Annotated in this window: 24 protein-coding genes and 1 pseudogene; 8 read left to right on the top strand and 17 right to left on the bottom strand. The window is 64.1% G+C overall.

Features of this window, described 5'->3' with window-relative positions:
• A partial coding sequence (locus BHQ40_RS19495) for a flavoprotein (protein WP_290438440.1) occupies positions 1 to 491 on the bottom strand: 491 nt, incomplete at its 3' end.
• Positions 492 to 565: 74 nt separating this feature from the next.
• Here BHQ40_RS19495 and BHQ40_RS19490 point away from each other — a divergent pair.
• On the top strand, positions 566 to 1,036 hold the full coding sequence (locus BHQ40_RS19490) for a hypothetical protein (protein WP_139139363.1): 471 nt from the start codon (positions 566 to 568) through the stop codon (positions 1,034 to 1,036).
• Here BHQ40_RS19490 and BHQ40_RS19485 read toward each other — a convergent pair.
• From BHQ40_RS19485 to serS, 9 genes are all read right to left on the bottom strand, one after another.
• Complete coding sequence (locus BHQ40_RS19485; RefSeq protein WP_070157507.1) at positions 1,010 to 1,465, bottom strand: hypothetical protein; 456 nt, start codon at positions 1,463 to 1,465, stop codon at positions 1,010 to 1,012. The two genes, BHQ40_RS19490 and BHQ40_RS19485, sit on opposite strands and share 27 nt — an antisense overlap.
• The gene (gene ubiB / locus BHQ40_RS19480) at positions 1,462 to 3,000 is read right to left on the bottom strand and encodes a 2-polyprenylphenol 6-hydroxylase (protein WP_070157506.1); all 1,539 of its coding nucleotides are present in this window, start codon (positions 2,998 to 3,000) and stop codon (positions 1,462 to 1,464) included. Before ubiB ends, BHQ40_RS19485 begins: the two co-directional genes overlap by 4 nt.
• 149 nt (positions 3,001 to 3,149) lie before the next feature.
• Positions 3,150 to 3,881 (bottom strand): class I SAM-dependent methyltransferase, encoded by a 732-nt coding sequence (locus BHQ40_RS19475; RefSeq protein ID WP_070157505.1) that lies wholly within the window; start codon positions 3,879 to 3,881, stop codon positions 3,150 to 3,152.
• A 219-nt stretch (positions 3,882 to 4,100) separates the two neighbouring features.
• The gene (rimO, locus tag BHQ40_RS19470) at positions 4,101 to 5,474 is read right to left on the bottom strand and encodes a 30S ribosomal protein S12 methylthiotransferase RimO (RefSeq protein ID WP_070157504.1); all 1,374 of its coding nucleotides are present in this window, start codon (positions 5,472 to 5,474) and stop codon (positions 4,101 to 4,103) included.
• Between the two features lie 62 nt (positions 5,475 to 5,536).
• Positions 5,537 to 6,229 carry a peptidylprolyl isomerase gene (locus tag BHQ40_RS19465; RefSeq protein WP_070157503.1) on the bottom strand — a complete coding sequence of 231 codons (693 nt, stop codon included), beginning with the start codon at positions 6,227 to 6,229 and terminating at the stop codon, positions 5,537 to 5,539.
• 41 nt (positions 6,230 to 6,270) lie between these two features.
• Positions 6,271 to 6,774, bottom strand: coding sequence for a ComF family protein (locus BHQ40_RS19460; protein WP_070157502.1), 504 nt, complete (start codon positions 6,772 to 6,774; stop codon positions 6,271 to 6,273).
• Between the two features lie 305 nt (positions 6,775 to 7,079).
• Positions 7,080 to 8,132 (bottom strand): potassium channel family protein, encoded by a 1,053-nt coding sequence (locus BHQ40_RS19455; protein ID WP_070157501.1) that lies wholly within the window; start codon positions 8,130 to 8,132, stop codon positions 7,080 to 7,082.
• Between the two features lie 91 nt (positions 8,133 to 8,223).
• A complete protein-coding gene (gene surE, locus BHQ40_RS19450) occupies positions 8,224 to 8,988 on the bottom strand; it encodes a 5'/3'-nucleotidase SurE (RefSeq protein WP_070157500.1) in 765 nt (254 codons plus the stop codon).
• 106 nt (positions 8,989 to 9,094) lie between these two features.
• Positions 9,095 to 10,501, bottom strand: a complete 1,407-nt coding sequence (gene serS / locus BHQ40_RS26765; RefSeq protein WP_070157499.1) for a serine--tRNA ligase — start codon at positions 10,499 to 10,501, stop codon at positions 9,095 to 9,097.
• Positions 10,502 to 10,593: 92 nt separating this feature from the next.
• Here serS and BHQ40_RS19440 point away from each other — a divergent pair, with 92 nt between their 5' ends.
• Together BHQ40_RS19440 and BHQ40_RS19435 are read left to right on the top strand one after the other, a co-directional pair.
• Positions 10,594 to 11,034 carry a host attachment family protein gene (locus BHQ40_RS19440; RefSeq protein ID WP_070157498.1) on the top strand — a complete coding sequence of 147 codons (441 nt, stop codon included), beginning with the start codon at positions 10,594 to 10,596 and terminating at the stop codon, positions 11,032 to 11,034.
• A gap of 267 nt (positions 11,035 to 11,301) precedes the next feature.
• Positions 11,302 to 12,369 carry a GNAT family N-acetyltransferase gene (locus tag BHQ40_RS19435; RefSeq protein ID WP_070157497.1) on the top strand — a complete coding sequence of 356 codons (1,068 nt, stop codon included), beginning with the start codon at positions 11,302 to 11,304 and terminating at the stop codon, positions 12,367 to 12,369.
• A gap of 108 nt (positions 12,370 to 12,477) precedes the next feature.
• Here the strand turns inward: BHQ40_RS19435 and BHQ40_RS19430 are convergent, their stop codons facing one another.
• Both BHQ40_RS19430 and BHQ40_RS19425 read right to left on the bottom strand, forming a co-directional pair.
• Entirely contained in the window at positions 12,478 to 13,350 is an 873-nt protein-coding gene (locus BHQ40_RS19430; RefSeq protein ID WP_070157496.1) for a cupin-like domain-containing protein, read from the bottom strand.
• A complete protein-coding gene (locus BHQ40_RS19425) occupies positions 13,347 to 14,486 on the bottom strand; it encodes a GNAT family N-acetyltransferase (protein WP_070157495.1) in 1,140 nt (379 codons plus the stop codon). The genes BHQ40_RS19430 and BHQ40_RS19425 overlap by 4 nt, the downstream gene beginning before the upstream one ends.
• A gap of 48 nt (positions 14,487 to 14,534) precedes the next feature.
• On the opposite strand from BHQ40_RS19425, the gene BHQ40_RS26300 reads away from it, so the two are divergent.
• Positions 14,535 to 14,816, top strand: a complete 282-nt coding sequence (locus BHQ40_RS26300) for a hypothetical protein (protein ID WP_070157494.1) — start codon at positions 14,535 to 14,537, stop codon at positions 14,814 to 14,816.
• Between the two features lie 37 nt (positions 14,817 to 14,853).
• Here BHQ40_RS26300 and BHQ40_RS19415 read toward each other — a convergent pair whose 3' ends face one another.
• Both BHQ40_RS19415 and prfB read right to left on the bottom strand, forming a co-directional pair.
• Entirely contained in the window at positions 14,854 to 15,537 is a 684-nt protein-coding gene (locus BHQ40_RS19415) for a class I SAM-dependent methyltransferase (RefSeq protein WP_139139364.1), read from the bottom strand.
• Positions 15,538 to 15,590: 53 nt separating this feature from the next.
• A complete protein-coding gene (gene prfB, locus BHQ40_RS19410; protein WP_070157492.1) occupies positions 15,591 to 16,718 on the bottom strand; it encodes a peptide chain release factor 2 in 1,128 nt (375 codons plus the stop codon).
• 224 nt (positions 16,719 to 16,942) lie between these two features.
• On the opposite strand from prfB, the gene BHQ40_RS19405 reads away from it, so the two are divergent.
• Complete coding sequence (locus BHQ40_RS19405; RefSeq protein WP_070157491.1) at positions 16,943 to 17,188, top strand: type II toxin-antitoxin system ParD family antitoxin; 246 nt, start codon at positions 16,943 to 16,945, stop codon at positions 17,186 to 17,188.
• The gene (locus tag BHQ40_RS19400) at positions 17,181 to 17,471 is read left to right on the top strand and encodes a type II toxin-antitoxin system RelE/ParE family toxin (RefSeq protein ID WP_070157490.1); all 291 of its coding nucleotides are present in this window, start codon (positions 17,181 to 17,183) and stop codon (positions 17,469 to 17,471) included. Before BHQ40_RS19405 ends, BHQ40_RS19400 begins: the two co-directional genes overlap by 8 nt.
• Positions 17,472 to 17,492: 21 nt before the next feature.
• Here the strand turns inward: BHQ40_RS19400 and BHQ40_RS19395 are convergent, their stop codons facing one another.
• Positions 17,493 to 20,024, bottom strand: a complete 2,532-nt coding sequence (locus tag BHQ40_RS19395) for a penicillin-binding protein 1A (RefSeq protein WP_070157489.1) — start codon at positions 20,022 to 20,024, stop codon at positions 17,493 to 17,495.
• Between the two features lie 163 nt (positions 20,025 to 20,187).
• Between BHQ40_RS19395 and BHQ40_RS19390 the strand changes: the two genes are divergently transcribed.
• Positions 20,188 to 20,712: a zinc ribbon domain-containing protein gene (locus BHQ40_RS19390; protein ID WP_070157488.1), complete on the top strand. Its 525-nt coding sequence runs from the start codon at positions 20,188 to 20,190 to the stop codon at positions 20,710 to 20,712.
• A gap of 81 nt (positions 20,713 to 20,793) precedes the next feature.
• Here the strand turns inward: BHQ40_RS19390 and BHQ40_RS19385 are convergent, their stop codons facing one another.
• Positions 20,794 to 21,444 carry a hypothetical protein gene (locus BHQ40_RS19385; protein ID WP_070157487.1) on the bottom strand — a complete coding sequence of 217 codons (651 nt, stop codon included), beginning with the start codon at positions 21,442 to 21,444 and terminating at the stop codon, positions 20,794 to 20,796.
• A 130-nt stretch (positions 21,445 to 21,574) separates the two neighbouring features.
• Positions 21,575 to 22,378 (bottom strand): annotated as a pseudogene (locus BHQ40_RS19380) (N-acetylmuramoyl-L-alanine amidase family protein); the annotation flags it as partial.
• Between the two features lie 605 nt (positions 22,379 to 22,983).
• Between BHQ40_RS19380 and BHQ40_RS19375 the strand changes: the two are divergent.
• A partial coding sequence (locus BHQ40_RS19375; protein WP_216094907.1) for an Rne/Rng family ribonuclease occupies positions 22,984 to 25,194 on the top strand: 2,211 nt, incomplete at its 3' end.

Below are 25,194 nucleotides of genomic sequence, written 5' to 3'. Positions count from 1 at the left end.
AGGCGGCCCTTGCCATATTCGCCGCAGGCCATCGCCCCGCTGTCCGGCTCCAGGATGTGGATGCCGTCGGCGTGCAGCCGCTCCAGGTTCCGCTGCGTCGCCTTGTGATGCCACATGCGCACGTTCATTGCGGGCACGGCGAGCACCGGCTTGTCTGTGGCGAGTAATATGGTGGTGGCCAGATCGTCGGCGATCCCCGCCGCCATCTTCGCCAATATATCGGCGGTGGCGGGGGCGACGACGATCAGGTCGGCCTGACGGCTGAGCTGGATATGGCCGATCTCCCGTTCTTCCTTCAGGTCGAACATGTCGCCATAGACATGATCCTCCGTCAGCACGCCCAGCGACAGCGGCGTCACGAACTTTTCCGCGCTTTTGGTCATCACCGCGCGCACGGCGATCCCGTCGCGGCGCAGCAGGCGCACCAGCTCCAGCGACTTATACGCCGCGATGCCGCCGGTGACGATGAGGAGGATGCGGGGTGGGGTCATAAGCGACAGCACATTTGGTCGTGCGGATCGTGCTTGTCCAGTTTATTAGAGCATGCGCTGCTGAGGAGTGTCGAGTGCGGAAATGGCTGATACCGGGCATGGCGTTGTTCCTGGTGGGATGTCAGCCGCCGCCGCCTTTTGTCATAGCCATGGTGGAGGCGGGCAAACTGACTTTCCATGTCCGCCATCGCGGCATCATTACCGAACGGATATTCGGCTGGGATGACGAGAAGGAAAAGGTGGAGCGCTTATCCGTCTTCAAAGTGAATCGGGTGGTCGCTCTTTTTGAAAAGGGTGGAAAGGCGCTCAAACCCTGCCAGCCGTCTGAAACCTTCCCTGTAACGCTTGGTGAAAGGCGTTGCGGTTATCGCTGGACGGGAGATTCGGTGCTCCCAGCATCCGAGCATATCTATGAGGTTTACCTCAATTCCTGTGTCGGCCTTTCGCAGGGCTGCGCCGATATAGGCGAACATTGGGCTGATCAGCCTGTAGGCCGGTTTCGATTATACGCGGATGGATCAGTCGACAATATTCGGCCCAATTAGCCCTCGGACGAGCGCCGCACATAGGCTTCCGCAGATCACACCAGTAAGGATCAGATTGGCTAAGAGTGCATGCCCTAATCCTAGGGGAAAAGAGTAAGCGAACAGGGCCGGAGGACCAAGGATCGCACCTGATCCTATCCAGACCAACCAGTTATATTTGTGCGGAACGGTTGGTTCGATCCGCATCACGCCTTGCACGACCAGCAGCACGAATGGCCAGATAGCAAAGAGCGCGAACAAACCGGCTGGAATGGTAAGAAAGGCACCGCCGATCAGAAGAATGGAAGGATTGATGACTATTCCCCAATCGACGCCAAATGGCGAGCCGGGGTAAAGGTCGATCGCAAAGCAGAATGCGCTGATCCAGCATGTCAGGATGGATGCCAGTAGCAGGCGGAAATAGGCATTGTCCCGCCTGATCCCGTTCATAGCATTTGAGCGCCCCACATCGCCCCAGCCCCAGCCACCGCCGCAATCGCCGCCACCAGCGCATATTTCCATCCGCCGCCGACGCGGATCAGCTTCACCTCGGTCAGCGGCGGCGGCGGTGGCGCGCCGCCCTTTTCCGGGAAGGCGTCCTCGATCCGGCGGATGAGGTCGGGCAGGCGCTGGAGCGTGCGGACGTTGCGGATCAGGCCATCGGCCAGCGCCGCCTCCGGTCCCAGCTCTGTGCGCAGCCATTCCTTCACATAGGGGCCGCTCGTTTCCCACATGTTGATCTGCGGATCGAGCGCGGTGGCGACGCCCTCGACCATCACCATAGTCTTTTGCAGGAGGAGCAGGTGCGGCTGGGTCTGCATGTCGAAATCGCGGGTTATGGCGAACAGGCCGTCGAGCATCTGGCCGACCGACAATTCGCTGACCGGCTTGCCGCGCATCGGTTCGCCCACGGCGCGGAGCGCTGTCGCGAACTCGGCGACGTCATGATGGGCGGGCACATATTGCGCCTCGAAATGGATTTCCGCGACGCGGCGATAATTGCCGGTGATGAGGCCGTAGAGAATCTCCGCCAGCCACATGCGCGCGCGCCGGTCGATCCGGCCCATGATGCCGAAATCGATCGCGGCGATGTCGCCGGACGGGGTGACGAACAAATTCCCCTGATGCATGTCGGCGTGGAAGAAGCCTTCGGCGATCGCCTGCCGCAGGAAGGCGTTGACCAGCCGCGCGGCGATGGCCTTCAGGTCATGGCCCGCCGCGATCAGGGCGGCGCGGTCGGATATTTTGATGCCGTCGACCCACGCCATCGTCATCACCCGGCCGCTGGTGCGGTCCCAGTCGATGGCGGGGATGATGTAGCCGGGCATGGCCTGCATCGCCTCGGCCAGTTCGGAGGCGGAGGCGGCTTCGCGCCGCAGGTCCAGTTCGCGCGCGGTCCAGCGTTTGAGGTTCGCGATGACCAGGCGGGGGCGCAGGCGGGCCGCTTCTCCGCCAAGCTGTTCCAGATGGGCGGCGGCCCATTCATAGGTCTGGATGTCGCGGTTGAACTGGTCGATCACGCCGGGGCGCAGGATCTTGACGGCGACGTCGCGGCCCTCGATCGTGCGGGCGCGATGCACCTGCGCGATGGAGGCGGCGCCGACCGGGGTTTCGTCAAAGCTGGCGTAGACGGACTCCAGCGGTCGCCCGAAACTCGTCTCGATCTGCGCGCGGATCGCGGCGAAGGGCACGGGCGGCAGCGCATCCTGCAGGCGCAGCAGGTCCTGCGTCGCTTCTTCCCCGACCAGATCGGGCCGGGTGGCGAGTGTCTGGCCCAGCTTGATCGCCGCCGGGCCGATCGCCTGAAATGCGTCGGCATAGCGCGGCTGCTTCGGCACGCGCGCGCCGAACCGGGCAAGGCGGGCGAGGCGGCGGACCGGGGCGGGGGTCATCGGATCGCGCTCGATGCCGGTGAGGGCACCGTGCCGAGCGAGCGTCCGCCCCCATTTCAGGAGCCGCCAGAGATGGGTGATATGGGAGGGCATCCCGGCTTAGCCCCTCCCTTCCAGGGAGGGGGTGGGGTGGGCGCGCCGCGTCAGCGGCGCTTCCGAACTATCGAGATGTCGCACGCTCGCTGCGCTCGCACCCACCCCTTCCCCCTCCCTTGAAAGGGAGGGGCTTGTAGAAATCCGCATCATGCCTTCCAGCCGCTATGGATCGCGACTAGGCCGCCCAATATCGGCTCAACCTTCGTACTGACGAAGCCCGCCTTGCGGATCATCCCCTCAAATTTCGGCATGTCCGGGAAACGGCGGATCGATTCGATCAGGTAGCGGTAGCTGTCCTCATCCTTCGCCAGCAACTTGCCGAGTTTAGGCACGACCTTGTGTGAATAGGCGTCGTACACGTCCGAGAAACCGGGCCACAGCGTCGCGGAAAATTCCAGGCAGAAGAAGCGCCCGCCGAACTTGAGGACGCGGTGCGCTTCCTCCAGCGCCTGCTGGATATGGGTGACGTTGCGGATGCCGAAGGCGATCGTATAGGCGTCAAAACTGCGGTCGGCGAAGGTCAGCGCCTCGGCATTCTGTTCAGACCAGGCAAGGCCGGTCAGGCCCTTCTTGCTTGCGCGCTCCATGCCGACGGCCAGCATTTCCGGATTGATGTCCGACACGGTGACGTTCGCGCCGCGCGCGTGCATGCGGAAGGCGATGTCGCCCGTGCCGCCCGCCATATCCAGGATCGCCTCGCCCGGCTGCGGCTTCACGCGGCGGACGAACTGGTCTTTCCAGAGGCGATGCGCGCCGCCCGACATGGCGTCGTTCATCAGGTCGTAGCTGGAGGCGACATTGGAAAAAACGCCGCGGACCATGCCGGCCTTTTCCGAAGCATCGACGTCGCGATAGCCGAAGGAGACTGTGTCGTTCATGCGACCCGCTCTAGACAAGGGGGAGCGGGGATTCCAGCGGAGTCTTGCAACCGAATTTCGCGCTCAAACCTAACCTCCGTTCGTCCTGAGTAGCCACTGAGCTTGTCGAAGTGGCGTATCGAAGGATCGGAACTGGGCGCGAGGTACTTCGATACGAGCCTTCGACAAGCTCAGTCTCTACTCAGCACGAACGGAGGTGAGGGGTGTGCCCCGACAATCTCACCCCAATACTGGCGCGCCGAACAGGTCGTGGTCGTCGGCATCCTCGATCAGCACGTCGATTATGTCGCCGGGCTTCAAACCCTCGCTCACATCGCGCAGAAAGACATTGCCGTCGATTTCCGGCGCGTCGGCCTGGCTGCGGGCGGTGGCGCCGATGCTGCCGTCCTCTTCGTCCGGTTCGCCAACCTCGTCGATGATCACGGGCAGGATGCGGCCGACCTTCGCCTGCAGCTTGGCGGCGGAGATGGCGGCGGTCTTTTCCATGATCCGCTGGTAGCGTTCTTCCTTCACCTCTTCGGGCACCGGATTGTCGAGCGCGTTCGCCGCCGCGCCCTCGACCGCCTCGAACCGGAACGCGCCGACGCGATCAAGCTGCGCTTCCTCCAGCCAGTTCAGCAGATATTGGAAATCCTCCTCCGTCTCGCCGGGGAAGCCGACGACGAAGCTGGAGCGGATGGCGATGTCCGGGGCGATGCTGCGCCAGGTGCGGATGCGGTCAAGCACCTTCGCCTCGTTCGCCGGGCGCTTCATGCGTTTGAGAACGGCGGGGGCGGCATGCTGGAACGGAATGTCGAGATAGGGGGTCAGCAGCCCCTCGGCCATCAATGGGATGACCTGATCGACATGCGGATAGGGATAGACATAGTGCAGCCGCACCCAAGGCGCCCGCCCCTCCGCCGTGCGGAGCTGCCCCAGTTCGCGCGCCATGTCGGTCATATGCGCGCGCACTTCGCGGCCATGCCATGTGCGCGGTTCGTGGCGCGTGTCCACGCCATAGGCCGACGTGTCCTGGCTGATGACCAGCAGTTCCTTCGTGCCCGCCGACACCAGCTTTTCCGCCTCCCGCAGCACCGCGTCGATGCGGCGGCTGACCAGATCGCCGCGCAGCGAGGGGATGATGCAGAAGGAACAGCGGTGGTTGCAGCCTTCGGAAATCTTGAGGTAGCTGTAGTGACGCGGCGTCAGCTTCAGCCCGCCCTCCGGCACCAGATCGACGAAGGCGTTGGGCACGGGCGGGGACGCCTCATGCACGGCGTTGACGACCTGCTCATATTGATGCGCGCCGGTGACCGCCAGGACCGAGGGGAAACGCGCGCGGATCAGTTCCGCCTCATTGCCCATGCAGCCGGTGACGATAACGCGGCCATTTTCCGCGATCGCCTCGCCGATCGCCTCCAGCGATTCCTCCTTGGCGGAATCGAGGAAGCCGCAGGTGTTGACCAGCACGACGTCCGCCCCGGCATAGTCGGGCGACATCTGATAGCCGTCGGAACGCAGCTTGGTGAGGATGCGCTCGCTGTCGACCAGCGCCTTGGGACAGCCAAGCGACACCATGCCGACCTTGGGCGCGGGGGGAAATGCAGTTGCCATGATTGCCGCGCCACATAGTGTTTCGCGGGGCAAATGTCACGAGGCGCGATTGCGGGCTTAGACTATTGGCTACGGTTACGGGGCTTCATGTCCTTGCGCAGCGTCTTCATCAGCCAGGGTTTGATCGGGCTGGAGGGTCTGGCCTTGCCGTCTATCCGTTCCGCGCGGATCAGGCGCACGGGCTTCAACAGCTTCTGCCCGCGCATCGCGCCTTCGCCGCCGCCCGTGGGCATGGCGAGGATGCGGCGCACCGTGTCCATGCCTGCGACGACATGGCCGAACGCCGCATAGCCGGGATATTGGCCGGCGGCGTCCATATTGGGCGTCGATCCCACGGTCAGGAAGAAATTGCCCATCGCCGTGCCCGGCGCGTTGCGGGCCATCGAAATGGTGGCGTCCAGATGCTGGATGCCGGTCTGCGTTGTCGGCTCATGCGGGATGGCGGGCAGGGTGCGGCGGGCGTCCGTGCCGACGCCGCCCTGGATGAAGCCAAGCTTCGGGTCGGTCTTGCGCCGCGCCGCGCGATAGAATTGGGTATCGTCGAACCGGCCGTCATCGACATAGGTCATGAAATTGCCGGTCGTCTTTGGCGCGCGGCGGGCGTCGAGCGCGAGGATGATCGGCCCCTCCGACGTGATCAGGCGCACGCGCACGATGCCGGGCGCGGGCTTGTTGGCCACCTGGGCCCCCGCACTGGCCGGAAGCAGGAAAGCCGGGAAAATCAGGCAGAGGAAGAAAGCAAGGATGTGCCGCATCGTCTCCTTCGGGCTAGATGCAGGCCGGGCGGCATGCAACCCTACAGATCGAGCACCGGCACGTTGAACATATTTTCCGGGCAGTTCACGGCCTGCCGCGCCACGACGAAGGCGTCGTCCACGCGAATGCCCCTTTCCGCCAGAAACCCGGCCGCCGCGCGCAGATGCGCCCCGGTCGTCATCACATCGTCCAGCAGGATCACGCGCCGCTTTGACGGAATCACGGCGGAGGCGCGCAGGTTGACGCGCAGCGCCGTTTCCGTCCTGCGCCGGCCCGCCGTGGTGCGCGGCACGGAGCGGGCGAAGTGCAGCAGGGGCGCGCTCGCGAAATTGGGGTCGCGTATCTCGATCACCCGCGCGATGCGGCCGCCGACGAAATCGCTGCCGGGACGGGTATGGGTGCCTGACGGGACCGGCACGATCGTCGCGCCTTCCTCATATCCCGCCGCCCTGATGGCGCGCAGCATCAACCGCGCCGCCAGCATCAGCGGCGTTTCCGGCCTGGCCGTGACGTTGGAGCCGAGGCCGATCCCGAACCCCGTCATGGTATAGCCATAGTCCTGATTGATGCCGAGCTGCTTCAGCGCGCTGATCAGATTGCGCGCCTCCAGATCGACATCACGCCAGACGTCCGGCCAACCGGCCCCGCTTCCCCGGTAATAACAAATCGCATGTACGCGCAGCGCCCCACTCCGCCCCCGAGAATCGACGCCAAGACGCTATGGGCGTTTTGCAACATGCCGATTGCAAAGATCGCATTGGTTAACGCCGTATCATTACGGGACAGTATCGACGCTGGCCAGCCTATGTTGCGGTGCAGAAATTAGGGCGTGGAATCATCCACTTCGGATTAATCGTTCGTGTCGGGCACCGATCCCTTGCCCGGAATCACCTCAACAATCATATCTCCGGGCATCAGGCTCCTTGCGCCCTTTTCCCAGAATCCCACGGGCTGGCCGCCGCGATAGATGCGCAGGGCGATGCCGGGTCCGGCGGCGGAGAGGGGCTTGCCCACCTCGTCCGGGCGCACCATCCGCTCGCCCAGTTGCACCCGCCCGCCAGCCGAGGCGAGGTCAGCCATATAGGCGGCGATATGCGGCCCGGAACAACTGCCCGCCAGCAGCAGCCCGGCAAAGCTGACCGGATTGATCACGGTGGTCGCGCCCGCCTGCCGCGCGGGCAGCTCATTATCCTCGTTCCGCACTACGATGCTGATCGGCAGGTCGGGGGCCAGGTGCCGGGCGGTCAGCGTGATCAGGATCGACGTGTCGTCCCGTCCTGCCGATACGATCATCGTCCGCGCCCGGTCGATGCGCACATCGGTCAGCGTCCGGTCGCGGGTCGCATCGCCGCACAGGATATTGCACCCCAGCCCCTCGGCGACCTGCAGCGCCTTTTCGCCTGTGTCGATGACGACGATCTCATGCGCGTTGGTGCCGCGGCTCAGCAGTTCGTTGACCGCCTCGTTGCCGCTGGTGCCGAAACCGGCGACGACGATATGGTTGTGCAGCGCGTCCTGAATGCGTGCCATGCGCCACCTGTAGAGGATGTTGCGGAAAAAAAGACTATAGGCCGTGCCGAGGAAGATCAGCCAGATGAACAGGCGGATCGGCGTGACGATCACCGTTTCGAACAGGCGGGCGTCGGGTGTCACCGGCACGATGTCGCCATAGCCCACCGTCGTCACCGTGACGGTGGTGAAATAGAGCACATCGATGAAGCTGATGTGATTGTCGTAATTGTCCTTCAGGCCCTCGCGGCCAAACCAGTGCAACAGCAGCACCAGCACGCCCAGCAGCAGGATCAGCGCCACCCGCCAGGCAAGGTCGGCCCAGACCGGCATGGCGGAACGGCGGCGCAGGAAGCTGACGCCCTCCCGCGAGGGCCTGACGGGCAGGCGCATTATCGTTTCCCGCTTGAATGGTCCGCGCGCATCGCGGGCAAGCTAACGGCTTTTGCCCGCCCTGCCTATCCTTCTGCCTATGGTCTCCTGCTTAGGCTCCGAAGGCGGCGGCGGTGGCGGCCATCGATCCATCATGCGTCAGGTCGTAATGCAGCGGCGTGACGGTCACATAGCCCTGCGCAATCGCCTCCAGGTCGGTGCCGTCGGGCATGGCGTCGCTATTGCCCAGGCCGAACCAGTAATATTGGTATCCGCGCGGGTCGGTGCCCTCGATGATATGGGTCCGGTCGACATCATGGAACCCCTGCCGCACGACGCGGATGCCCTTGACGGCGGCCGGGTCGATGGCCGGGAAGTTGACGTTCATCAACATGCGCTGGCCCGAAGGCATGGCGATCAGCGGGCGCAGCACCTTCTCGCCCCATGCCTCGGCGCAGGCGAAGGGCACGGTGTCGCCCATGCCTTCCCTGGCATAGACCTGGCTCATCGCGATGGAGCGGATGCCCGATATGGCCCCCTCCATCGCGGCGGCGACGGTGCCGGAATAGGTGATGTCCTCGGCCAGGTTCGCGCCGCGATTGACGCCGGACAGGACCAGATCGGGCGGACTGTCCTTCATCAACTGCCGCACCGCCATCATCGCCGCGTCGGTAGGCGTGCCGCTGACGCTGTAATGCTTGTCGCCATGCTGCCGCACGCGCAGGGGACGGGTCAGGGTCAGGCTGTGCCCCGCGCCCGACTGCTCCTCCATCGGCGCGACGATCCATATGTCGTCGGACAAAGTGCGCGCGATCGCCTCCAGCACTTTCAGGCCGGGGGCGTGGACGCCGTCGTCATTGGTGAGGAGGATACGCATGGGGAGAAACCTTTGATCCGTTCGGGCTGAGCCTGTCGAAGCCCTGCACTTCTTTAAGAAAAGGACAGCCCTTCGACAGGCTCAGGGCGAACGGATATAAAGGAGTTTATCTCGGCTCCAGCTTCGTGATGCCGCCCATATAGGGGGCGAGCGCCTCCGGCACGGTCACGCTGCCATCCGCATTCTGGTAATTTTCCAGCACCGCGACCAGCGTACGGCCGACCGCAAGGCCGGAGCCATTGAGCGTGTGGAGGAAGCGCGTCTGCTTCTCCCCCTCCGGCTTGTAACGCGCGTTCATGCGCCGCGCCTGGAAATTGCCGCAGTTGGACACGCTGCTGATCTCGCGGAAGGTATTCTGGCTCGGCAGCCAGACCTCCAGGTCGAAAGTCTTGCGCGCGGAAAAGCCCATGTCGCCGGTGCACAGCAGCATCTTGCGATAGGGGAGGCCAAGCGCCTGCAGCACGCCCTCCGCAGCGGCGCACATGCGCTCATGCTCGGCCTCGGACTCCTCCGGGCGGCAGATGGCGACAAGCTCCACCTTCTCGAACTGATGCTGGCGGATATAACCGCGCGTGTCCCGCCCGGCCGCGCCCGCTTCGGAGCGGAAGCAGGGGGTGAGCGCGGTGAAGCGCAACGGCAGGGTCGGCTCCGGCACGATCTGGTTCGCGACGAGGTTGGTCAGGCTGACCTCGGCGGTGGGGATCAGCCAGCGGCGTGTAGGAGCAGGTGGTATTAGCCGCATGACCTCAGGCTGCGCCAAGCCAGCCGATTCCTCAACTTTCCCTTGAGCCTTGAGTTTGTTCAACTCGCTGAGCTGCCAAAAAAGCAGAGTGTCTTGATGGAGAGAGAGGTCAGTCTCGAATAGGTCTTCCTTAAACTTTGGCAGTTGTCCGGTCCCGAATAGCGCTTCGTCTTTAACCAGCAGGGGCGGATTAACCTCCTCATAACAGTTCTTGCTCGATTGAAGGTCCAGCATGAATTGGGCGAGCGCCCGGTGTAAGCGCGCCATTTGACCCCGTAAGGCCGTGAAGCGCGCGCCAGAAAGCGCCGCACCACCCGCAAAATCAAGACCGAGCGCGGGGCCGAAATCGGCATGATCTTGCGGCGTGAAATCGAACGTGCGCGCCGTGCCCCAGCGGCTGACCTCGACATTGCCCGCCTCGTCCTCGCCTTCGGGCACATCGGCGGCGGGGAGATTTGGGATGGCGGCGAGAATGGCTTCCAGAGCTTCGCCAGCTAGCTTTTCTTCGATCTCGCCGCCGGGAATGTTTGCCTTCAAACTCTCTATTTCCGCAAGCAAGGATGTAGGAAGTTGTTCGCCTTTGGCTTTAGCTTGACCAAAAAGCTGCGAAAGCTCCTTCCGCCGTGCAAGTAACTCTTGGAGAACTGTCGCTGCTTCGCGTTTACGTTTATCAGCGGTCAGAACTTCGCCGCTCGCAGGATCAAGCCCCCGGCGCGCGAGCGCGGCGTCGAAAGCGGCGGGATTTTCGCGGATGGAGCGGATGTCGTGCATGGCCAGCCCTATGCCGCCGCGCGACGAGCCGCGCAACCCTTGGCCCCCGCCGCACGTTAGGAAAGGAGAACCAAGCATAAGGAGATACGGATATGCAGATCGACAATGACGCGCTGGTCATGGTGGTGGACGGCGCGAAGATGCTGCTGTTCCGCAACAAGGGCGATGCCGAATATCCCAATCTGGAGGTCGAGGAAGCGTTGACCCACGAAGATGAAGCGACGCGCGAGCAGGGATCGTCCGCCCCCGGCCGCAATGCAGCGCCCGGCGGGTCGCGCAGGGGCGCGTTCGAACAGACCGATTTCCACCAACAGAGCGAGGATCGCTTCGCCGCCGAAGCCGCTGCGATGCTGAACCGGCGGGCGCTGGCCAATGATTTTGAGAAGCTGATCATCGTCGCGCCGCCCAACACGCTGGGCGAATTGCGCAAACATTATCACAAGGCGGTGCAGAGCCGCCTGACCGGGGAATTGAGCAAGGACCTTGCCAGCCACCCGGTGTCGGAGATTGAGCGGCTGATCGTGCAGGCGTGATGCGCACGGTGAGTTAATTTCATTTATCCGTTCGTCCTGAGTAGAGACTGAGCTTGTCGAAGGCTCGTATCGAAGCATCCGCGCCAAGCCCCGATCCTTCGATACGTTGAGCAGGTGAAACATCCGGGGGATGTTTCACCTGCTCAATTCGACTTCGCTCAATGGCTACTCAGGACGAACGGATACTTGTAGGCACTTATACGTCCTAAGCTTCCCAGCCCCGCGCTTTCGCTTGACCGCATCGCCGCGCCCGGAAATAGCGGCGCTATGACGCTCACCGCGACCTTCTCGCCCCTGCCGCCGCGCGACCAGTTGGAGACGCGTTGGCGGGCGCTGGAGGCGCGGGCGGAGGGCAGTTTTTTCCTGGGCTGGACCTGGATGGAAAGCTGGCTGTCGGCGACCGGCGCAACGCCGGAACTGCTGGCGGTGAAGGATGGTGCGGGCGGGGACGCCGCGCTGGCGCTGATCGGCCGGTCGCTGGACAAGCGGCTGTTGGGGCGGACGCCTACATTATGGCTCAATCAGGCCGGGCAGTATCAGGCGGACCGGCCGTTCATCGAATATAATGGCCTGCTGGCGGCGAGGGATGCGCCTGCCGACCTGCATGACGTAGCGATGCGCGCGATCCTGCGCCGCAATGACTGGCGGGCGCTCCGGCTGTCGGGCGTGGCGCCGGACTCGCCTTTGCTGGCCACTCGCTTCCGCCGCCGGGTGCGGATCGACCAATCCCCCGCCTATCATGTCGATCTGGACGCCGTGCGGGCGGCAAAGGGCGATTATCTGTCCCTGCTCAGCGCCAATACCCGCAGCCAGATCAAGCGCGCCGCCAAAGATTATGGCGCCACTGAACCAGCAATCGCTCTGGCGACGGAGACGGATATCGACGGCTGGCTGGCGGAGATGCAGGCGCTCAACACCGGCCGTCATGCGGAAAATGCTTGGGACGATGCGGTCTTTCGCCGGTTCGCCGCGACCCTCACCCACAAGGGCCTCGTAACCGGCGAGGTGGAACTTCTCCGCATCACGGCTGGCGATCATCTGCTCGGCCTGTTGCTCAACTTCGTCCATCGCGGGCGGGCGATGAACTATCAATCCGCCTTCGCCGCGCCGCTGGGACCGAAGGGAAAGCCGGGCCTGCTGTGCCACGCGGCGGCGGTTGGCCGTTATGCGGGCATGGACCTTTCCCTATATTCGCTGCTGGCGGGCAAGGACCGGTACAAGCAGAGCCTGTCGACCGGATCGGAAACGCTGGAATGGTGGTCGCTGGAACGCTTTTCGCCCCGGCTGGAGGCGGAGGCGGTTTTGCGGAAACTGCTCAGGCGGCCGGTTTCTTAAAGCGGGTTTATTGGCTCTCTACCGTCACCCCCGCGCAGGCGGGGGTCCCGCTGGTTCTTCGCTGGTTGAGGCAGCGGGACCCCTGCCTACGCAGGGGTGACGAAGCTTCTAAAACCCCACTTTCCGCATCACGCGATACATGAACCGCCGCATCTTCTGCGTTTCCGGCCGGTTGCTCACCTTGCCCACCGGCAGACGCCGCCGCCGCAACAGCGCATTGAACGCGTGGAGTTCGCCTTCCGCCACGCTGCGGTCCGACCGCCAGGTGATCGAGAAGCTGACCGATACGCTCGCGCCGTTCTGCACGAAATGCGGGGCCTTGACCGGCACCAATATCGCCTCGCCCGGCACCAGCATGAATGGCGTGCCCTTTTCCAGATAGTCCTCGTTCCAGGCGAGGTTGCGGTGGCCGCCCGCATGGAATTTTTCGCTCTGCTCGCCGGGCACCAGCGCCTCGTCGCCCGCCGGGAATACGGTCATCGTCTTTTCGCCGTCGATCTGCAGCAGGATGTTATGCTCCGGGTCCATGTGGAACGGCGTCACGCTGCCCGGCGAGGACAGGAAGATGAATGCCTCCCGGTGCAGCATCGGCCCGGTCGCGGGCAGGACGAGATGCTCTATCTCCGCCAGCGCCGAATCCAGCAGCGCGCCATATTCGGTATCGCGCTCGACATTCTTCAGAACGACCCAGCTTCCATTGGTGTCGATCGTCCGCACCGTCTCGCCCAGCGTCAGGCCATTGTCCGGCGTTTCGTCCGGCTTCACGCCCAGCGGCAGCTTGCCCAGATTATATTCGACCGACGCCGGCGGCATGCGCTCCGCCAATATGGCCAGCGCCTCGCGCGAAAAGAGCGGGTGCCCGGCCAGTTCGTGGGTCAGCATCACGGGCTGGTCGGGATAGGCCCTGCCGAACGCCTCGCGCGCGGTTTGCGAGAAGGCGAGCCAGGGGCTTTTGCCGACAACGGGGCGTTGGGCGGTCATGCGGTTCTATATCCTCTGATGAAGGCGCTGCCGCGCTCGGCAATGTCGGCGGCGGCGAAAGCGGTGGTTCTGCGCGCGCGGGTCAGGCCATTGCCTTTCAGGGCGACGCGATACTGGACGATGCTGCGGCGCTCGGCCCACAGGCTGTCGATCATCGGGTGGTCCACGGCGGCGCAACTGTCCATCCAGCCGATGGCGGCATCGCCCTGCACCGCGTGCAGATTGTCGATCTCGATCAGCACGCCGGGCGAAAAGCGTCCCAGCGCCTCATCGAACGCGATCTTGAAGGAGAATGCGCCGCCAGCGTGACGGAAATTGACCAGCATCGCGATGGCGCGGCCGTCTAGGTCGATGCGCAGGAAATGCAGCGCACAGGACGCGAAAGCGGCAGCGCAGGCGGCATGGAAGAAGGCACTGTCGCCCGCCCGGCATTGGAGCGCCGTGCCTTCCTCACCCTTCCATCCTGCCGCTTCGAGCGTCAGAAAATCATCGCACCATGATATGAGATCGCTTGCGTCGGTCAGCGTGCGGCTCTGCACCGTTCCCAGTTCCGCCAGCCGCTTCTGCAGCCGCCGGATTTCCTTGCGCTTCTTCGACCGGACGTGGGTTTCCCAATATTCGTCGGCGGACAGGGCGCTGCGGAGGAGTGCGCGGTCGTAGCGTTTGATCTCTACGATCGCACGGCGTTGCGCGAAGCATATCGCCTCCAGCGCGGCGGCGTTCGCCCCGGCGGCGTCCAGGCCGGACAGGTGCAGGAAATTCCCCACTTCCGGCGTTTCGTCCAGCAGCGCCAGGAACCCTGCCCAGGCCGCCTGCTCATGCCCCCGCCGGATCAGTGGTGCGCCGAAGAAACAGTGGCGATGCATCCAGTTGGCGGCATTGCGGACGGGAAGGCGGCCATAGCGCCGCTCCACGCTCATGGGCATCAGGCCGATCGCCATATCGCCATGCATAGCCTCAACCAGGCGTACGCCCTGTCCGTCAAGATGGGCGAGCGCGGGCAGCAGCAAGTCCGGCGTGTAGAAGCAGTTCGCTTCCGCGGCATCCGCCGCCAGTTCCGCCCAGCGTTCCGCCTGCCCCATCGGCATCGTCCCCGGAATCCCGGTTTTCAGCGCTGGATCGGGCGCCATGTCCATGAGGTCCGCCATAGGCGGCAAGGGTTAGGATATGGCTAAGGATGGTTTTTGGGAAGATTCCTGCAATCTGGCGACGTGCAGGACGGCATGTATTTTCTAACTAGCGCGACCTCAAATTATGCTTTGAATAAGAGGCCTCAAAACGAGGAGGCAGCGGAATGTATTTTGTTTATGAAAACTGGACGCATGACCGTGCGCGCATTCATCGCGCCGAGTGTGGTTTCTGTAACGATGGCAAAGGCACGCAATCAGCAGATTCCGGCCGCAACGGTAAATGGCATGGTCCTTATGAAGAACGTGACCTGGCATTTCGCGTGGCCAAGAATTTGAGACGCCTCGATACAAAGTCTTGCGGCACCTGCTCACCCTAACGCATCGCGCACGCCACAATGCTTGCCGGGTTGGGCCGCGCGGCGATCTTCCTGAACCGTGCCATATATCCGCCCGCCGTCGGCTTCGGGATCATCTGCTCCAGCCGGTATCCCACGGCGGCGAACTCGCAGGCCAGCAGGCGGGGCGGCGTGCCATGCTGGTCGGTCGGGCGGTCCGCGTCAACGACGATGATCTCGCCATCCTTCTTCAGCGCCGGGAACAGGTGCCAGAGGAAGGCGTAGGGCTCCGAAATCTCATGATACATATGCACCATCATCACCCGGTCGAAACTGTCGGCGGGCAGCTTCGGATCGTCGACCGTGCCCAGCTTCACGCTGACATTCTTCCAGTCCTCGCGGTTGATGCGGCGGCCGAGCGCGTCGATCGTCTCCGGCATGATGTCCTCCGCCAGAACGCGGCCGGTGGGGCCGACGCGCTTGGCCAGGCGCACGGTGTAATAGCCTTCGCCCGCGCCGATGTCCGCCACGGTCATGCCCGGCTTTATGCCCGCCCGGTCCATGATGTCCTCCGCCTCGTTCACCCGGTCGCGCGCTTCCTCGGTCGACCAGCGGGTCGACACGATCGGCGCCACCGGCCGGTCGGCGCGGGGGAAGGGGCGGGCGCTGGCCGGGCGGTCGGCGTCATTCGCGTCGCCCAGCATGTGACAGGCGCCCAGCATCGGGATGAGCGTGATGGCTCCGGCGATCGCGATCACCGCCCGCAGCGCCGACATCAGTCGACGTCCTCGACATCGACCTTCTCGCCCGTCACCTTCTGCGACAGCGCGGCGGCCATATAGGGGTCGAGCGCGCCGTCCAGCACATCGTCGGGAGAGGAGGAGACGACGCCGGTGCGCAGGTCCTTCACCATCTGATAGGGTTGCAGCACATAGGACCGGATCTGGTGGCCCCAGCCGATGTCGGACTTGGCCGAATGTTCGGCGCTCGCCGCCGCCTCGCGCTTTTGCAGCTCCGCCTCATACATGCGCGCCTTCAGCATGTTCATGGCCTCGGCTTTGTTCTTGTGCTGGCTGCGCTGGTTCTGGCACGCGACGATGATGCCGGTCGGCACATGAGTGATGCGCACGGCGGAATCGGTGGTGTTGATGTGCTGCCCGCCTGCGCCCGACGCGCGATAGGTGTCGATCTTCAGGTCGCTCTCATTGATCTCGATGTCGATATTGTCGTCGATCACCGGATAGACCCAGACGGACGAGAAGCTGGTGTGCCGCCGCGCGGAGCTGTCATAGGGGCTGATGCGGACCAGACGGTGCACGCCGCTCTCGGTCTTGGCATAGCCATAGGCGTTCTCGCCCTTGATCAGCAGCGTGGCGGACTTGATGCCCGCCTGCTCGCCGCCATGATAATCGACCAGCTCGACCTTGTACCCGCGCCGCTCGGCCCAGCGCTGATACATGCGCTGCAGCATCTCGGCCCAGTCCTGGCTCTCCGTGCCGCCCGCGCCCGCATGGATTTCCAGATAAGTGTCGTTGCCGTCGGCCTCTCCGGCCAGCAGCGCCTTCACCTTGTCCTCGTCAGCGCGTTCGGCCAGCGCTTTGAGGCCAGCGACGCCTTCGGCTATCATCTCCTCGTCGCCCTCGGCCTCGGCCATCTCGATCAGCTCGGCCGTGTCCTTTTTCTCGCTGTCGATCGCGCGGGTCGCGCCGATGGCGCTGTCCAGCCGGGTGCGCTCGCGCATCACCTCCTGCGCCTTCTTCGCGTCATCCCACAGCGTCGGGTCCTCGACGCGCGCGTTCAGCTCGTCCAGCCGCCGCAGCGCCCGGTCCCAGTCCAGAAACCGGCGCAGCAGGTCCAGCGCGGCGTCGATACGATCAATATATTGCTGCGCTTCGGCGCGCATGGGGTCTCTCCGAAATTACCGGCGTTTCCGATTGGTTGGATAGGGAAACGCATCAAAGGCACGCACCTATCCGAGGGGGAGGGGGAACGCCAGTGTTTTGGGGGCAAGGGATTGCATACTGTCGACTGCAACGGCTCCGACGCCCCCTTGCCCCTTAGTCAATTTGCAATCAAATTGCCCCGATAGTATGATTATCGTCGCATCAGTATTTGGCGGACCATCCCATGGCAACTATTAGGAAAACCATCACCTTGACCGAACAGCAGGACGCATGGATCGATTCCCGCATCGCTGCCGGGGATTACACCAACGACAGCGAGGCGATCCGTGATCTTATCCGGCGGGAGCAGGAGCGGACTTTCGAGATTGACACGATCCGTCAGGCGCTGATCGAGGGCGAACAAAGTGGTGAACCACGGCCTTTCGACTTTGACGCTTTCCTCAAGGACATGAACGCCGCCAATGGCTGAATACCGGTTAACGCCCGCAGCCGCGCGTGATCTGGCCGACATCTGGCGTTACACGGAGAAGGAGTGGGGCCGGGATCAGGCGAATGCTTATGCGCTGGCCATACGAGCGGCATGCGGCGACCTCGCCAAATTCCCCCGACAAGCGCAGGATTGCGCGCATATCCGGCAGGGCTATCGCCGCCGCTCCACTGGACGCCATATCATCTATTTCCGGGTAACGGATTATGGGATCGCGGTTGTGCGCATCCTGCATCAACGCATGGACACAAAGAGGCGATTGTAGAGGTCGGCGCTACGCAACCCCTCAATAAATCCCGCCCTGTTGCTGCAGGAAGTCATTATCGTTCGTCGGCCGTCCGGTCGCGCCGGTCCTCGCCGCCGCCTTGTCCTGCGCCTCGACTTCTTCCTTGCGGATGGTGCGGCGGGGTTCGGTTTCGGGTTTGAAGGCTTCCCAGATGACTGACGCCTTGGGGTCGTCGGTCGGCCATGCGCCATAGACGCGCTTGCCTGAACGGCGGTCGATGCGGACCATGCGGATGCCGTTGGGGGCGATGAAGGGCGTCTTGGGCATGTCCTTCAGGATCGGCGCCATCGCCTGTTTCCAGATCGGCGCGGCGATGCGGCCGCCCTGCGCATAACCGCCCAGACTGCGCGGCGTGTCGTAGCCGAGATAGACGCCCGCGACGAGATCGGGTGAGCCGCCGACGAACCACACATTGGTCGGGCCGTTGGTGGTGCCGGTCTTGCCGAACAGCGGCCGGTCCAGGTCGCGCAGTACGGTCGCGGTGCCGCGCTGGATCACGCCCTCGGTGATGTGCACCATCTGATAGGCGGTCATCGGGTTCATGAGTTGCCGCCCCTCGTTCGAGAAGCGCGGCATCGCCCGGCCGTCCCAATTGGGCATGTTGCATCCCTGGCACGGCTGCCAGCGTTCCGGCCAGATCACCTTGCCGTGCCGGTCTTGCGCATAGTCGATCACCTTGGCGTCGAGCTGCCGCCCATGATTGACCAGCATCGCATAGGCGTTGGTCAGGCGCGCGACAGTGGTTTCGCCTGCGCCCAGCGCGAAGGAGAGATAGGGCTGGTAATCGCCGATGCCCATTGCCTTGATGGTGCGGACGACCCGCTCCATGCCGGTCTGCGACGCGGCGCGCACGGTCATCAGGTTGCGGGACTGCTCAATGCCCCAGCGCATCGTCTGCGGACCCGCGCCGCCGCCGGAGAAGTTGCGGAAGCATTTCTGGCCCAGCCGGATCGACTGGAACACGCAGAAGGGGCCATCGACGATGATCGACGCGGGCGTCATGCCATTGTCGAGCGCGGCGGCGTAGACGAACGGCTTGATCGTCGATCCCGGCTGGCGCATCGCCTGCGTCGCGCGGTTGTAGGAGGAGAGGCGCGCGTCGAAACCGCCCTGCAGCGCGTGGATGCGGCCGCCATGCGTATCCTCGATCACCATGCCGCCCGACACGCCGGGTATGTTGCGCAGCGCCCAGCTTCCGCCATTCTTCGTCACGACGATCAGGTCGCCGGCTTTGAGCGAATCGAAAGCTGGGCGATCGGTGCGGCGGTAGAGCATCTGCGCGCCCGACGCGGGCAGTGTGCCGGTGGTGCCGTCGGTAAAGCCCAGCTCCGCCGCCCCCGCATTTTTGGACACGACCAGCGCGGCCTTCCAGTCCTGATAATCAATGCCGATGTTGCTGACGGCCAGGTCGCGGCGCCAATTGTCGCTCATCTGGATTTCGCCGACCGGGCCGGACCAGCCCTTGCCCGCGTCATAGCGGATCAGGCCAGCGCGCAACGCTTCTTCGGCATGGTCCTGCATCACCGGGTCCAGCGGGCTGCGCACCCATAGGCCGCCGGCATAGATGCTGTTCGGGCCGTCCGACGCCTTCTCGCCGAATTTCTCCATCAGGCGGCGGCGGATTTCCTCGATATAATAGCCGCCCGCCGTGCCGTAGGGCGACCCGCGCTGGCGCACGGTGCTGAGCGGCGTCGCCAGCGCCTCGCGATATTGCGCGTCGTTGACCCAGCCATTCTTGCGCATCTCGCCCAGCGCCCAGTTGCGCCGCTCGATCGCGCGCTGATAGCCGGTTTCGCTTTCCGGGCGGTAATTGGCGGGGCCTTTGGGCAGGATCGCCAGATAGGCCATCTCGTTGAGTTTCAGCTCGCCCACATCCTTGTCGAAATAGGCGCGGGCGGCCGCCTGCACGCCATAGGCGTTCCGGCCGAGGAATATCTGGTTGAGATAGAGCTCCAGTATCTGCTGCTTGGTGAGGACATTCTCCATGCGATAGGCAAGGATCATCTCCTTGATCTTGCGCGTTGGCGAATAGGCGTCGCCGATCAGGAGGTTCTTCGCCACCTGCTGCGTGATGGTGGAGCCGCCCTTGGCCCGCTCGCCGGACCCGAACTTGCGCACATAGTCGAACACCGCGCCGAAGAAGCCGGGAATGTCGACGCCGTGGTGGCTGAAGAAGGTCTTGTCCTCCGCCGCCAGATAGGCGTGGATCAGCATTGGCGGGAAATCGGCATATTGAAGCTGGACGCGCCGTTCGCGGGCATAGCTGTAGACCGGCTGGCCGTTGACGTCGCGCACGATGGTCGGCAGCGGCGGCTCATAGGCGAGCAGGGTGCGGGCGTCCGGCAGGTCGCGGGCGAAGATCACCCAGAACAGGCTGAACAGGATGACGATGCCGCCAAGCAGCCACAGCGCGCGGCGCGCCCATTTGTTGCGGACGCGATCCTGGAACCACGCCGATACGCCGCCCGCGCCCCTGCGCAGTCGGTACGCCACGTCGCTCTTTCCGGGATTGGTCGCTTCGGCTTCGTCCATACCGGACAGCGCTCTAGGCAAATCCGGCGCGCATTGCCAGCGCGGATCGACAGGCGGTGAATGCGACGGGGAAAGCGAGGGTGTCCGGCTATACCGGAAACGGTTCTTTGTGTGCTTGACGCGATCTCGTTTCGCTGCCCAAACGACCGGAGTTGGGGGCGAAATGATGAAGCGTGATGAAAAGAAATGTCCGGCCTGCGCCGAGACGATCAAGAAGGAAGCGCTGGTCTGCAAACATTGCGGCGCCAAATTCAGCGCGGAGGAGGTCGCCGCCGGAAAGGCGAAGGATAAAAACGTCAATGGCGTGGTCGGATGCCTTGGCGTGCTGATCTTTCTGGTGATGGTCGCGACATGTGTTGGCAAGCCGTCCGACCCGCAATCGGCGGCGGTGGAAGCCAAGGCGGAGGCAGACAAGAGCGCGGAGAACAAGAGGAAAGGCTTTCACTGCCTGTCCGCCTGGGACGGGTCCCACCGGGGCGTGGCCGACGCCGTAAAGGAACGGCTTCGCGATCCGGATTCCTTCGAACATATCGAAACACGGATTGCGCCGGTGGATAAGGACGGCGCGCATGCGCTCCTGATGAAGTACCGCGCGAGAAACGGCTTTGGCGGAATGAATGTTTCCGAAGCATTGGCGACGGTGAAGAACAGCGATTGCAGCGCGACAATCATCTCCATTGGGGGATGACGTCCTGAATCCAACAGCGGGTTATTCGCCATGTTGGAAAAGTAGGAAAATTACAGGCGCAAACTGCGCCTGCGATACGCCCTAATCGTCGCTGGCGAGCCTGCCCCAGAGGGAGGGCGTGGTCGCTTTCAGGGCGAAAGCGCTGGCGCTGGCGCGGGTGCTGTCGGTCCAGTCGCGCGCCTCGCGTTCCTCGTCGCTCATGGCGTCATATTGGCTGACGAGCTGGCTGCTATAGGCGGCGATGCCCCCGGAGGACCCCCCGGACGATAGGGCGGCGTTGGCGAAATCCTCCTGAATCCGTGAGCGCATTTCGGCCTTGGCCGCCTGCACTTCGGCCCGGCTGAACGCGCCCGTCCTGTTGAGCGCGATCGCCGCGACGGCGCGCCCGGAAAGGGCCGACAGGTCCGGCGCGGAACCCCGTTCCACCGTCGCGTTCCCCGTCGCATTCGCCTTTGCATATTGTGCGTCCAGCGCCGCGCGCACCTGCGCGGACAGGGCGGCGAAGTCCTTGGCATTATCCTCCTTCGCCTGCGCTGCAGCGAGGGCCTCTGGAGAAATGGAGACATCGGACTGGGATGATGCCGTTTGTGTCCCGGACGATGCCGTCGATGCAGCCTCTTTGGCGGTGGCAAGCGCCTTCTGCGCGGCGGCGCTCAGGCCCGTGCTGACATAGGCTTTGCTGGACTGGGTCTGGCTGGATTGCGCGCCGTTGAGCAGGGACAGGAGAGACATGGCCGATCCTTCAAGGGACAGGCCGCCAAGGCTAGGGAGTCGTGGTTAACAAATGGTTGCCGCCGCCAGATGCGGGCCAGTTGCTATCTGACCAGCCGCTATATGGGCCAGGCGCTATTTAGGCCGGGCGCTATTTCGCTACTGCCCGGCGGGCGAAATGCACTTCTATGGCTTTGGCGACGCCCCTGGCGATCCGGTCCTGCCCCTCGGTCGAACCGAGCAGGGCCGAATCGTCGGCATTGCTGATATAGCCGGTCTCAAACAGTACCGACGGGATGTCGGGGGCCTTGAGCACGATCAGCGACGCAAAACGGTGATAGGTGTTGCGGAAGGTGATGAAGGGCGCCGCCTCCCGCTGCAGCAGCCGGGCGAAGCTGGCGGAGATCGCCATGGTTTCCCGCTGGGTCAGGTCGATCAGGATCGACGACACGTCGCCGCTCTGTTCGTTGAGGTTCACGCCGTTGATGATGTCGGCCCGGTTCTCCCGCGCCGCCAGCCGCGCCGCTTCCCGGTCGGACGCGGTTTCCGACAGGGTATAGACCGTCGCGCCGCGCGCCTCCGCATTCTGCGCTGCGTCGGCATGGATGGAAATGAACAGGTCCGCATTCATCCGCCGCGCGATGCCATAGCGTTCCTGCAGGATCAGAAACTGGTCGTCATTGCGGGTCAGGGCGACCCGTATGCGCCCGGATTTCAACAGTTCATCGCGAATGGCGTGGGCGATCGCCAGCGTGATATCCTTCTCCTGCCGGCCGGTTTCCTTGTTCACCGCGCCGGGATCATGCCCGCCATGCCCCGCATCGATCACGACAAGCGGGCGGGATGCGTCGCGCGGCCCCTGAATCGGGGGAAGGGCGATGCCCTTGGCGGTCGCCGGTATCGGAACGGTGATGCTGTGGCTTCGGCGCGGCGGGCGCGTCATGCCTGCCGACGCGCCGGAAATCGTCTCCATCGCGCCGGACGGACGATTCGGCGCGGGACCGGCGGTGAGCAGCATGGCGGCCAGGGCGAGGGAGGGAAGCATGGGCCGCTTTTGCTACCGCATCCCGCCCGCCGTCCAGCCGAATTTGGGAGCGGGCCGTCCCGCCGTTCCGGAAGGATGTTAAGGCATTGTTAACTATAGCCGGGCAGGATCATCCTGCATTGCAGCGGCAGGCCGAGCAAAAAAGTTGCGCGTTCCCCTCACCACTGCTACCCATCATCAATCCTGAAAAGTCCGCCTGATCGCGGCACACTGTCAGGATCGAACGATCGCCGATTTTCGAGGCGATCCAACAGGTTGACGCTGCATGAGGCATTTTTTCACGTTCCCGAATGGCCCGTTTCCGGGTCAAGGGGCGTGGACGGCCAAAGCCCGGCACGGCGATATCGCCTGCCCTGCCTTTGCAGCAGACGCAAACACCGCCCTTCAAACCCGCCTTTCAACCCTGGCGCCGCCGCAGCACCCGCACAAGGTCGCACGCTGCCTGCGGAAGCCTATTTTTAACAGCATGGCCGCCCGGCCCCGCGTCGCGGCCCGCCATGCCCGGAGTATCATAAATGACATTGCGTATGCTGATCGATGCGCGCCACCGGGAAGAAACCCGCGTCGCCATCGTCAAGGGAAACCGGATCGAGGAATTTGATTTCGAATCCGCTGAGCACAAGCAGCTCAAGGGGAATATCTATCTCGCCAAGGTAACACGGGTCGAACCGTCGCTTCAGGCGGCGTTCGTCGATTATGGCGGCAACCGCCATGGCTTCCTGGCCTTTTCGGAAATCCACCCCGACTATTACCAGATCCCGCGTGAGGACAAGCTGGCGCTGCTGGCCGAGGAGGCGAAGCACGCCGCCGAGGAAGCCGCGCTGCGCGCCGACGACGAGGATGAGGACGATCATGACCATGACGATGTGATGGACGTCGACCATCCCGCGCATGACGAGGATGAGGAAGCGCATGAGGCGGCAGAGGGCGAGGAAACATCCGCGCGCCCGGCCCGGCCGTCGCGCAATAATGAGGATGCCGCCGACGAACTGCGCCGCAAGCGCATGTCGCTGCGCCGCCGCTACAAGATTCAGGACGTCATCAAGCGCCGCCAGGTGCTGCTGGTCCAGGTCGTCAAGGAGGAGCGCGGCAACAAGGGCGCGGCGCTGACCACCTATCTGTCGCTGGCCGGCCGTTACTGCGTGCTGATGCCCAACACGTCGCATGGCGGCGGCATCAGCCGGAAGATCAGCAACGCGGCCGACCGCAAGCGGTTGAAGTCGATCATCGCCGACATGAACCTGCCCTCGACCATGGGCTGCATCGTCCGCACCGCGGGCCTGCAGCGCACCAAGGTCGAGATCAAGCGCGACTTCGACTATCTCGCCCGCCTGTGGGACGAGATCCGCGAGAATACGCTGAAGGCCGCCGCGCCCGCGCTGATCCATAATGACAGCGACCTCATCAAGCGGGCGATCCGCGATATCTACAACAAGGATATCGAGGAAGTGATCGTCGAGGGCGAGCATGGCTACAAGGCCGCGCGCGACTTCATGAAGCTGCTGATGCCCAGCCATGCGCGGCGGGTGAAGCAATATGCCGACGCGGTGTCGCTCTTCCAGCGCTTCGGCGTCGAGGATCAGCTTGCGGCCATGTACCACCCGGTCGTGCAGCTCAAATCCGGCGGTTATCTGGTCATCAACCCGACGGAAGCCCTGGTGTCGATCGACATCAACTCCGGCCGTTCGACCCGCGAACATGGCATCGAGCAGACAGCCGTCGCCACCAATCTGGAAGCCGCGCGAGAGATCGCCCGGCAGCTCCGCCTGCGCGACATGGCGGGCCTTGTCGTCATCGACTTCATCGACATGGAGGTGAACTCCAACATCCGCAAGGTCGAGAAGGCGATGAAGGAAGCGCTGAAGGACGATCGCGCCCGCATCCAGGTCGGCCGCATTTCCGGCTTCGGCCTGATGGAGATGAGCCGCCAGCGCCTGCGCACCGGCGTATTGGAAGCGTCGACCCGCGAATGCCCGCATTGCGAGGGCACCGGCCTTGTCCGCACGGCGTCGTCGGCCGGTCTGTCGGCGCTCCGCATGCTGGAGGAGGAGGCTGCGCGCGGCCGCGGCACCTTCATCACGCTGCGCGCCAGCCAGGAGGCGGCCTTCTACGTCCTGAACAACAAGCGCCGCGAGCTGGACGAGATCGAAAGCCGTTACGGCGTGTCGATCACCATCCTGCCCGATGGCGAGGTAGAGGGCGCGCGCATGTCGGTGGAGGCCAGCGGTCCCCGTCCGACCCAGGTCGTGACCTATGCGCCGATCGTCGAGGAAGATGACGATCTGGATCTGCTTGAGGAGGAGCTGGACGAGGAGGAGGAAGCCGAGGAAGCTTCCGAGGAATCCGAGCGCCGGGACTCGCGCAGTGAGGAAGATCGCGACGGGGAGGGCGGCCGCCGCGGCCGCCGCCGCCGCCGCCGTGGCCGCCGCAACCGCCGCGATGGCGAGCAGGGCGAAGGCGCTTCCACTGAGGGTGGCGCAGAAGCCGCCGATGGCGAAGGCGAGGGCGACGCCGGGGAACTGGACGCCGAAGCCGGTGAAGTCGAACAGGGCGAAGTGACCGCCGAAGAAGGCGGCGAACCGCGCCGCCGTGGCCGTCGCGGCCGCCGTGGTGGCCGCCGCCGTCGCGGTGGCGAAGGCGGCGGTGAGGGCGAAGGCGCTTCCGCTGACCAGACTGCCGCCGCCGAATCGGCCGATGACACCATTGGCGAGACCAATGCCGCTGAG

Source organism: Sphingobium phenoxybenzoativorans (assembly GCF_001757355.1).
Lineage (GTDB): Bacteria > Pseudomonadota > Alphaproteobacteria > Sphingomonadales > Sphingomonadaceae > Sphingobium > Sphingobium phenoxybenzoativorans.
The sequence above is the reverse complement of the archived record's forward strand: the minus strand, read 5'-3'. Positions and strand labels throughout refer to the sequence as shown.

Coding starts and splice junctions, on each gene's coding strand:
- BHQ40_RS19485 (WP_070157507.1), bottom strand. CDS start 1,465: ATGAACGGGATCAGGCGGGACAATGCCTATTTCCGCCTGCTACTGGCA.
- ubiB (WP_070157506.1), bottom strand. CDS start 3,000: ATGCCCTCCCATATCACCCATCTCTGGCGGCTCCTGAAATGGGGGCGG.
- BHQ40_RS19475 (WP_070157505.1), bottom strand. CDS start 3,881: ATGAACGACACAGTCTCCTTCGGCTATCGCGACGTCGATGCTTCGGAA.
- rimO (WP_070157504.1), bottom strand. CDS start 5,474: ATGGCAACTGCATTTCCCCCCGCGCCCAAGGTCGGCATGGTGTCGCTT.
- BHQ40_RS19465 (WP_070157503.1), bottom strand. CDS start 6,229: ATGCGGCACATCCTTGCTTTCTTCCTCTGCCTGATTTTCCCGGCTTTC.
- BHQ40_RS19460 (WP_070157502.1), bottom strand. CDS start 6,774: ATGACGGGGTTCGGGATCGGCCTCGGCTCCAACGTCACGGCCAGGCCG.
- BHQ40_RS19455 (WP_070157501.1), bottom strand. CDS start 8,132: ATGCGCCTGCCCGTCAGGCCCTCGCGGGAGGGCGTCAGCTTCCTGCGC.
- surE (WP_070157500.1), bottom strand. CDS start 8,988: ATGCGTATCCTCCTCACCAATGACGACGGCGTCCACGCCCCCGGCCTG.
- serS (WP_070157499.1), bottom strand. CDS start 10,501: ATGCACGACATCCGCTCCATCCGCGAAAATCCCGCCGCTTTCGACGCC.
- BHQ40_RS19440 (WP_070157498.1), top strand. CDS start 10,594: ATGCAGATCGACAATGACGCGCTGGTCATGGTGGTGGACGGCGCGAAG.
- BHQ40_RS19435 (WP_070157497.1), top strand. CDS start 11,302: ATGACGCTCACCGCGACCTTCTCGCCCCTGCCGCCGCGCGACCAGTTG.
- BHQ40_RS19430 (WP_070157496.1), bottom strand. CDS start 13,350: ATGACCGCCCAACGCCCCGTTGTCGGCAAAAGCCCCTGGCTCGCCTTC.
- BHQ40_RS19425 (WP_070157495.1), bottom strand. CDS start 14,486: ATGGACATGGCGCCCGATCCAGCGCTGAAAACCGGGATTCCGGGGACG.
- BHQ40_RS19415 (WP_139139364.1), bottom strand. CDS start 15,537: ATGCTGGGCGCCTGTCACATGCTGGGCGACGCGAATGACGCCGACCGC.
- prfB (WP_070157492.1), bottom strand. CDS start 16,718: ATGCGCGCCGAAGCGCAGCAATATATTGATCGTATCGACGCCGCGCTG.
- BHQ40_RS19405 (WP_070157491.1), top strand. CDS start 16,943: ATGGCAACTATTAGGAAAACCATCACCTTGACCGAACAGCAGGACGCA.
- BHQ40_RS19400 (WP_070157490.1), top strand. CDS start 17,181: ATGGCTGAATACCGGTTAACGCCCGCAGCCGCGCGTGATCTGGCCGAC.
- BHQ40_RS19395 (WP_070157489.1), bottom strand. CDS start 20,024: ATGGACGAAGCCGAAGCGACCAATCCCGGAAAGAGCGACGTGGCGTAC.
- BHQ40_RS19390 (WP_070157488.1), top strand. CDS start 20,188: ATGATGAAGCGTGATGAAAAGAAATGTCCGGCCTGCGCCGAGACGATC.
- BHQ40_RS19385 (WP_070157487.1), bottom strand. CDS start 21,444: ATGTCTCTCCTGTCCCTGCTCAACGGCGCGCAATCCAGCCAGACCCAG.